The sequence below is a fragment of the Pseudanabaena biceps PCC 7429 genome (assembly GCF_000332215.1).
Classification (GTDB): domain Bacteria; phylum Cyanobacteriota; class Cyanobacteriia; order Pseudanabaenales; family Pseudanabaenaceae; genus Pseudanabaena; species Pseudanabaena biceps.
Window position 1 is genome coordinate 1 of sequence record NZ_ALWB01000235.1, and the last position, 6,725, is coordinate 6,725.

6 protein-coding genes are annotated in these 6,725 nt (G+C 41.0%); all 6 read right to left on the reverse strand.

What is annotated here, in order from left to right; genetic code table 11:
* Positions 1–106: 106 nt before the first annotated feature.
* Positions 107–862 (reverse strand): CRISPR system precrRNA processing endoribonuclease RAMP protein Cas6, encoded by a 756-nt coding sequence (cas6, locus tag PSE7429_RS19335; RefSeq protein ID WP_009629026.1) that lies wholly within the window; start codon positions 860–862, stop codon positions 107–109.
* A 3-nt stretch (positions 863–865) separates the two neighbouring features.
* Complete coding sequence (gene csm5 / locus PSE7429_RS19340; protein ID WP_009629027.1) at positions 866–2,179, reverse strand: type III-A CRISPR-associated RAMP protein Csm5; 1,314 nt, start codon at positions 2,177–2,179, stop codon at positions 866–868.
* Positions 2,176–3,162, reverse strand: a complete 987-nt coding sequence (gene csm4, locus PSE7429_RS19345; protein ID WP_009629028.1) for a type III-A CRISPR-associated RAMP protein Csm4 — start codon at positions 3,160–3,162, stop codon at positions 2,176–2,178. Before csm4 ends, csm5 begins: the two co-directional genes overlap by 4 nt.
* A gap of 2 nt (positions 3,163–3,164) precedes the next feature.
* Positions 3,165–4,121 carry a type III-A CRISPR-associated RAMP protein Csm3 gene (csm3, locus tag PSE7429_RS19350; RefSeq protein WP_009629029.1) on the reverse strand — a complete coding sequence of 319 codons (957 nt, stop codon included), beginning with the start codon at positions 4,119–4,121 and terminating at the stop codon, positions 3,165–3,167.
* A 2-nt stretch (positions 4,122–4,123) separates the two neighbouring features.
* Positions 4,124–4,552 carry a type III-A CRISPR-associated protein Csm2 gene (csm2, locus tag PSE7429_RS19355; RefSeq protein ID WP_009629030.1) on the reverse strand — a complete coding sequence of 143 codons (429 nt, stop codon included), beginning with the start codon at positions 4,550–4,552 and terminating at the stop codon, positions 4,124–4,126.
* Positions 4,553–4,756: 204 nt separating this feature from the next.
* Positions 4,757–6,643 carry a type III-A CRISPR-associated protein Cas10/Csm1 gene (cas10, locus tag PSE7429_RS19360; RefSeq protein ID WP_407681165.1) on the reverse strand — a complete coding sequence of 629 codons (1,887 nt, stop codon included), beginning with the start codon at positions 6,641–6,643 and terminating at the stop codon, positions 4,757–4,759.
* Positions 6,644–6,725 lie beyond the last annotated feature (82 nt).

Below are 6,725 nucleotides of genomic sequence, written 5' to 3' on the forward strand. Positions count from 1 at the left end.
AGAGCGAGTTCTTGGGGTTGACGAAGTTATGCGGTTTTCAAGGTACTGGCTGACCCCTAGAACTGAGTTAGCGCTTACGGTAGTGTAAATTATCTGAAACCATCCGTCAATACTTGGTATATCCCATACTAAGTCTAGTTTTGATGCCCGTGCCCGAAAAGGCAGCATAATTAACCAACAAATTAGCCACATTGATTAGTAAAGGATCGACCTTACCGATCGCCTGCATTGTCACTTGGCCAGTAAATCCAGTACATTGTCCTTGATGAATTTGCACTGTCCCAGTCCTGATGTGATGACGAGTGATCGTGAAATAATTGGTTAGATAAGCAATCAGATCGTCACTACCCAAATATACAGATGCAAAATGATTCCAACGTTCTAGCCAACTACGAAACATTAGTTGGGGGATCGGCAGAGGTAAATGGGTACGACTTTGAGCAAAGGCAGTGGGTGTGAGAAAATTGAGTTCAAATTTTCTAATTGCTTCAGGTTCATTGGCAACTAGTTCTGTATAGAGATTTTCGTAAGTAGTGATTTCATCTTGGCGATCGCTAATCTCAAACTTTGCACCAAAAAATTTAAAAGTTTCACCCAGATCTAAATCGGCGATCGCTTTAGAAGATGACTCTTGTAAACCGCTTAGAGTAAGTGTATAAACCTGATCTGGCAGAAAAGTTATAAAGTCAGCATGGCGATCGTAAAACCCCAGAATGCCAGAAAAGGTAGTACTAGGAATTTGCTCTTCACCCATACGAATATCAAGGCGATTATGTAAGTCTTTGGCTAAACTCAGATGGTGCGATCGGGGCAATGTCATAGCTTCAGGAACACTAAGCTGCCATGTAGAACGAATTAGCATAAATTATATGGATTTAAACATAGCCCAACCGAGGACAAATTGAATTTCTCTTTTAGCGTTTGCCACTGTACGCCGTGACTTAGGCGCTTCAAAATCGGGTGCTCTGATACCGCAAGTATCGCGGATTTGAGTGCGTAACCCATCTTCTAACAAAGTTCCAACGGTAGTTCCCGTCATACCACTTCCCCAACCAACTCTGAGGGCATAGGGACAGGTCTCTTTTTCATACAGTTTATGAATGCGCTCATAATCGAGATTAATGGTTTGTCCATTGGTGTCTTTAGCATTGATGTTATTTTTAACACCCTGCCAATAGTCATGTTCAAAGTCCCATTGCTCTTGTGCAAACTCTTTGCAGATTTTGATAATATCGTCAATGGACTGAAAAGGAATCTGCATATCCTGACGATGGCTAAACCACGACAGCATTTCTAAATCCAGAGTGATCTCAAAGGGAACTTGCAGATTAGAAACCATTTCAGCATAAAGAGAAGCACGATATTTTGCCTTGCCATCATTAAAATGGCTTGTGACCAATACTTCAGCAACTAAAGACTGATTGTAAGTTACAGTTTGTCCTTGTTTATTGAGCTTTTCAAATTTTTCAATCGGTTCTGTATCAGAAACATGAATAGCCCTCATAATGTCAGTATTTGGGTTAGGACGCTCTTGAACGGGTGCATTGCGATCTTGATAAGTCAGTCCATAGTTTGCAAATAAATCATCCATAAATAAGCGATCGTCAACAAATTTGGCTCTGTGTTTTAGTTCACCTAAGCTCTTTTTTAGCTGACTTTCAATACTGCTAATTCTATTTTGTTGCGGTACTCTAAATTGCTCTTCGTGTTTAAGCAAGTAATAGGCGATCGCAGTTCTAATTGCCCCCTTAATTGAGCTTCCAGGCACATAAAGTTTACCCATGCCATTACGAATCATTGGGCGTAATTCGGTGATTTTCTGCTCGGTTAAGCGTTTACTAGATCTGTAATCAGGGAAAATTGGTTTGCCATCATCGGTTTCGATGTCATACCAGCGATCGCCAAAAGTATTTTTCAAGAGAGTTTTAATCTCTTTTCTATCTTCAATGCGGTTGATATATTCTTGCAACTTCCCTTCTTCTCGCAATGCTTGGGCTAGAGCATCACAATCAGGCAAATACACGCGATTATTAGGTGCTACCACGTATTCAAAAGGATTGAGTGTAGAAACTTCCGAGCCAATACGGAACATTTGGCTATAAAGTTGAAATTTCTTCACTTCTAATTTTCGTTGTTCCCTGATTTCAGAGCGATCGGGCAAAGTAGTGATTTGATTCATAAAGCCTCCTTTAAGTTGATCTTGATCGGCAGACTGAGCGCAATCCCACTACGATATATCCTATGCTGTGCAAATTGATGGGGCGTAACATCAGCAAGCTTACCGATAGGAGCTTTTTGAAATACAGAACCTTCAGCAAACATGGTGACTTTTTTGCGCCTTTGATTTTTAGCCGCCGAGGTAATCCAGCCACCTCGTTCCTGTAGCTCATAGCTAGAGTCATCTAACGAGATTGGTGGATTATCCCAATATAGTCTGATTAGACTTTGAGAATTACCATCATCAAAAGATAGAAGCTGTGTCCACTGCTCATCTAATTCATGCCATGAAGGTTCAAATCTGCCTGCACCACTCGATCGCTCTCCGCCCAGTCCTTCTTCTCCTAAGAGTTCTAACACTGATTTAAGCTCATCTTCTAGTCTTCGATCGGTGAATTCGACTAAGAAATACAAGCCAGATTTGTCGTGAGGTTCTGAACGATAGCGGACAAAGGCGGTGTGATAAAGATTAGTGGATCGAGTAATTCGGTCTATGGCAACCTTAGGATGTTTCTCAATCTCGAAACATTGACTATACAAGCTTTTAGGTAAACCAGTGTTATCAAAGCCGCCATCCTGATACCAGCTTTTCCATGTCTTGATATCCAAGAAGTTTAACTTTTTATAATCCTTGGCAATTTTGATATCGTTACCAATTGGATAATTTGTTGGTGGTTCCTTGGGACGAGGTAAGTAATAGGTAACTCCACTGCTTGTTTCACGATAGATAAAGCTAGAACTTAGGCGAAATGGGGGAGATTCTTTGTGAAAGCGATCTAGCAGTGTATCTAGATTTTTGCCTAATCTTGCATAGGTGATCGCGATCGCACTAAAGAGTGTATCTGACCGCACTCGTTCGCTAGTTTCTTCCATACCAATGCCCAACTCACCAAAATGAGCTGGATTATTTTTGAAATCTAGCTTGACTAATTTCCATTTGCTCATGGCTAACTCTTCCCAGATGGCAATTGTCTCTCCACAGCACTAGTCACCTGATCAAAGTTGTTTAGCAATTGCTCGGTATTATCGGAGCTATTAAGAGGCTCTTGGGCGGTGCGGTTGGCAGTACCAATGGTTTTGTAGTATTCCAAATCACGATAGTAGAGTTGGAAATTTTCAAAGGCAACTTTGCCATAGCCGCGAGAACCATGTCCGCCAAGAGCATCGTCTTCAAGAATTGCAAGGGCGATCGCTAAATTTTGCAGGTCTTTAACTGCTTGTTCAGCATTCTCAACGGTATAGACTATCTCAAAATTAAATACTGCTCCCGCAGGTACACGCTCTAGTTGACGTGGGTTAGCGGCGGCGGTGATGCGATCGATGCCATTCTCAAATTTCCATTCGGTCATGAATAGACCTGTATCAATGGATTTTAGAAGTACGGCTGAGTCCGTAGTTAAATGACTATCACGCACGATTAGTCGCGCAGGAGAGTTACGTCCTTTGGCTTTAAGATGTTTAACCCCCTTAAATGTTTCTTCATCTTTGCCGACTCTATCTAAATCTGGGGGATGCACAATACTCTCAGGCAGCCAGCAATCTTTGCCAGTTGAACCAAATACACGGCTGACTTCACAACTACGCGCCCCCTCAAAAGGAATACCATTACTAATTGAGTAGCCTGATTCTAGATCGTCACTTTCATAGCGAAATGTTTTAACACCACCATCTCGGTTTGCAGGTTTGTTGAGAAATCGCTCTAAAATAGAACGCATTTTGCCCTTGATTGATGAGCCTGGTAAATATGGATGCTTGGTTAAAGGATCGCGCATCACTGATTTATCCAAACCGCCAATATCTAAATTCTCACCACCTGCGCCAATGTGTAAACCTGTAACTACTCTTAGATTGCTAGTAAGTCGAAGTTTACCAAGTAAAGGTTTTTGTTCGGTTGCTGCTGGCATAGTTATTTTCCACCTGCTTCTTTATGATAAGCAATAATTGATTCAACAAGATTAACGAGGCGCTCAAAGTCTGCCTTACTTTCCACTTTGTCAATGGCAGCAGACATCACTTTGTTTAGGGGTTTGACTACGTTCTGACGGGCAGCGGCATAGGCAAGCTTTGGTTTTAGCAAAACAATTTCTGCTTCAATTTCGGAAAATCCACTTCCTACTAACTTAGATTTCAAGCGATTAATTGCATCTAGAAACTTGCGAATTTGATTTGTTTCCAGCCTCTGATCTCGAAGGGCTTTACCAAATGTTTCTGATTGAGTTACTAAATCTCGAATTGGATAGTCTTTAAGATAATTGATCTTACTAAGACTATCAATTATCGGTTTAGTAATATCTGCATTAGCTAGGTGGTTACCCTGTTGTCGTGATTGTGTCATGTATTTTTATAAATTCTAAATTTGTAAAATTTGATTGGCAGTGATAGATAGCTCTGGAAGTAAAGGCGATCGCAGAACTTCTTCACCTTAATATTCGGTTTATTCGTATAGAACCTCGACTAATTACAAAATTGAAACTTGAAACTTTATGCAAGATTGGATCGATGTCCTCAAGTCTAAAACTAGGCTTAGTGGCAATTGCAATCATTGGCTTGTTCCTCTTCGATTTAGTAACTCGATCCATGTGGCGATCGCCCTGAAATATGGTGCATTGTATGGACTTAAGAGCGATCGCCGAAACTCATTACTTAATTTCACCTCCTTGGGTAAACGCGAGATGGTGTAGGCAATTTGCGGTAGATGTAAGTAATACCGCAAATCCCTTGCTTCATCAGAATCTAGACTTTTCTGCTTGCGGCGTAACTCCTCTAGTTGCTGTTCCTGTAATTGAGCAGCTTTGAGCAAGTTCCGCACAAAAGCGCGTGAATATCCTGAGCCAAATCCTTGATCGATTAAGATATTTACGAATGGCAAGACTCCTGCTAAAACGGGAATGTTTTTTTCCTGCTGCCAATATTTATCTTTACCATCACGTTCTTTAATAGCTTTAATTATCATCTCAGGATTATCTCCTAGCCACTCATCCCATTTTAAGGCAGTACCAAATAATCCCAGACTATCACGACCATTGCCCTTCGCTTTATCCTCAGCTTCACCAGAGGAACTTGCAGATTGATAAAGTGGAAACTTAGCGTCATCAATGCTAATACCACCTGAGAGCGTAATATCAGGATGTTTGCCTGTATAGGCTCGAAACGATTGATAGACATCAAAGGCAAATTCGACAACCTCATCCCATGCGCCGCTAATAAATAGGTCGTCACCTCCTGCATAAATAAACATTAGGTTTGGGCGATCGCTTTCGGTTAGCTTCACAGCTTGGCTAGCCAAATTATTTGAGCGATCGGTTGCTAAACTATTCAGATAGACCTTAAAGAAATAGCTCATCTGTCGCGACAGGCTGGCAACTCTTGGTAATGAATAGTTTTGCTCTTCTAGCCCTTTGGCAAAGATTTGACCTAAACGATCCACGTCCATTCGCAAATAACCGACGCGATTAATACCTTGAGAGGTTTCTGCTAATTCTTCAGCACTGATAAACTTGCCATCTTCAGTACTTTGATAATATCTGCCCATTAACATCGGCACGGTTAGCCCTGAAGTGTAATTTTCAATCTCCCAGTTATTAATGCAATAGACAGTATCGGTTTCTGGATTAACATTAAAAGCAACCTCTCGACTATTCTCGAACAAATAGTAATATGCGCCATTAACTTCTAGCCAATATTTAGCTCCTAATTTAGCAGATGTGGGTGATCGCTTGCTTCGCAATATAGCTAATGTATCGGGGATCTCGTCACCTAGCTGAAACATGTCACGGCAAGTCTTACAGGCAACGGTCGAATCAGCTTCATGCCGATTTAAAGGCTTTAAATCTTCGGTATCATCGCGATGGCAGACTTTGCAGGGTTGATAGCTATCCCGAACTGCTAGTAATTTCCCGTTCTCGATTTGATGTCGAAATTTCTGATTTTTATGCTGTGAAACTTTGGCGATCGCTTGATTCCAACAGTCGCGAAATAGTGCAGGTTTAATATTATTAAAATCACAGGAGCCATAATCTAGCGAGAAGAAGATTTTGCCTTGAAAATTTTTCTCTAGCCATTCATTTATCTTATTCTGTAGAGCTTTTAACTTTGATTTGAGTATGGTTTCATCTTCGCCTGTAAGGATAAATAAGTTGCCCCCACCTGCATAGATAATTTTAGTTCGAGGCAGTTGTAATTGCTCTAAAATTTGTTGAACGATTTCTTCGGCAACGAGTTCTAGATAAAAGCTCCTTGCTCTTAAGGACTTTAAAGCTCCATCTGAGGAAATTGTATAGATAAAGTTTTGGATTCCTGATAGGCTACCTGCGATTAAATGCACTGTCCCAGATTTACTTTCATCGTTTTGAGCTAAAGATGTAGCAACGGCGGCGGTCATTCTGGTTGCGTCAACGAGAGCAACGTGATTATCCCCGTAGCTTATTGACTGGAGTTTAGACTAAGAAAGGTAAAAAAGGCAGAGTAAAAGAGATACAAACTGCCTAAAGTAGATAGAAAAAGAAAAG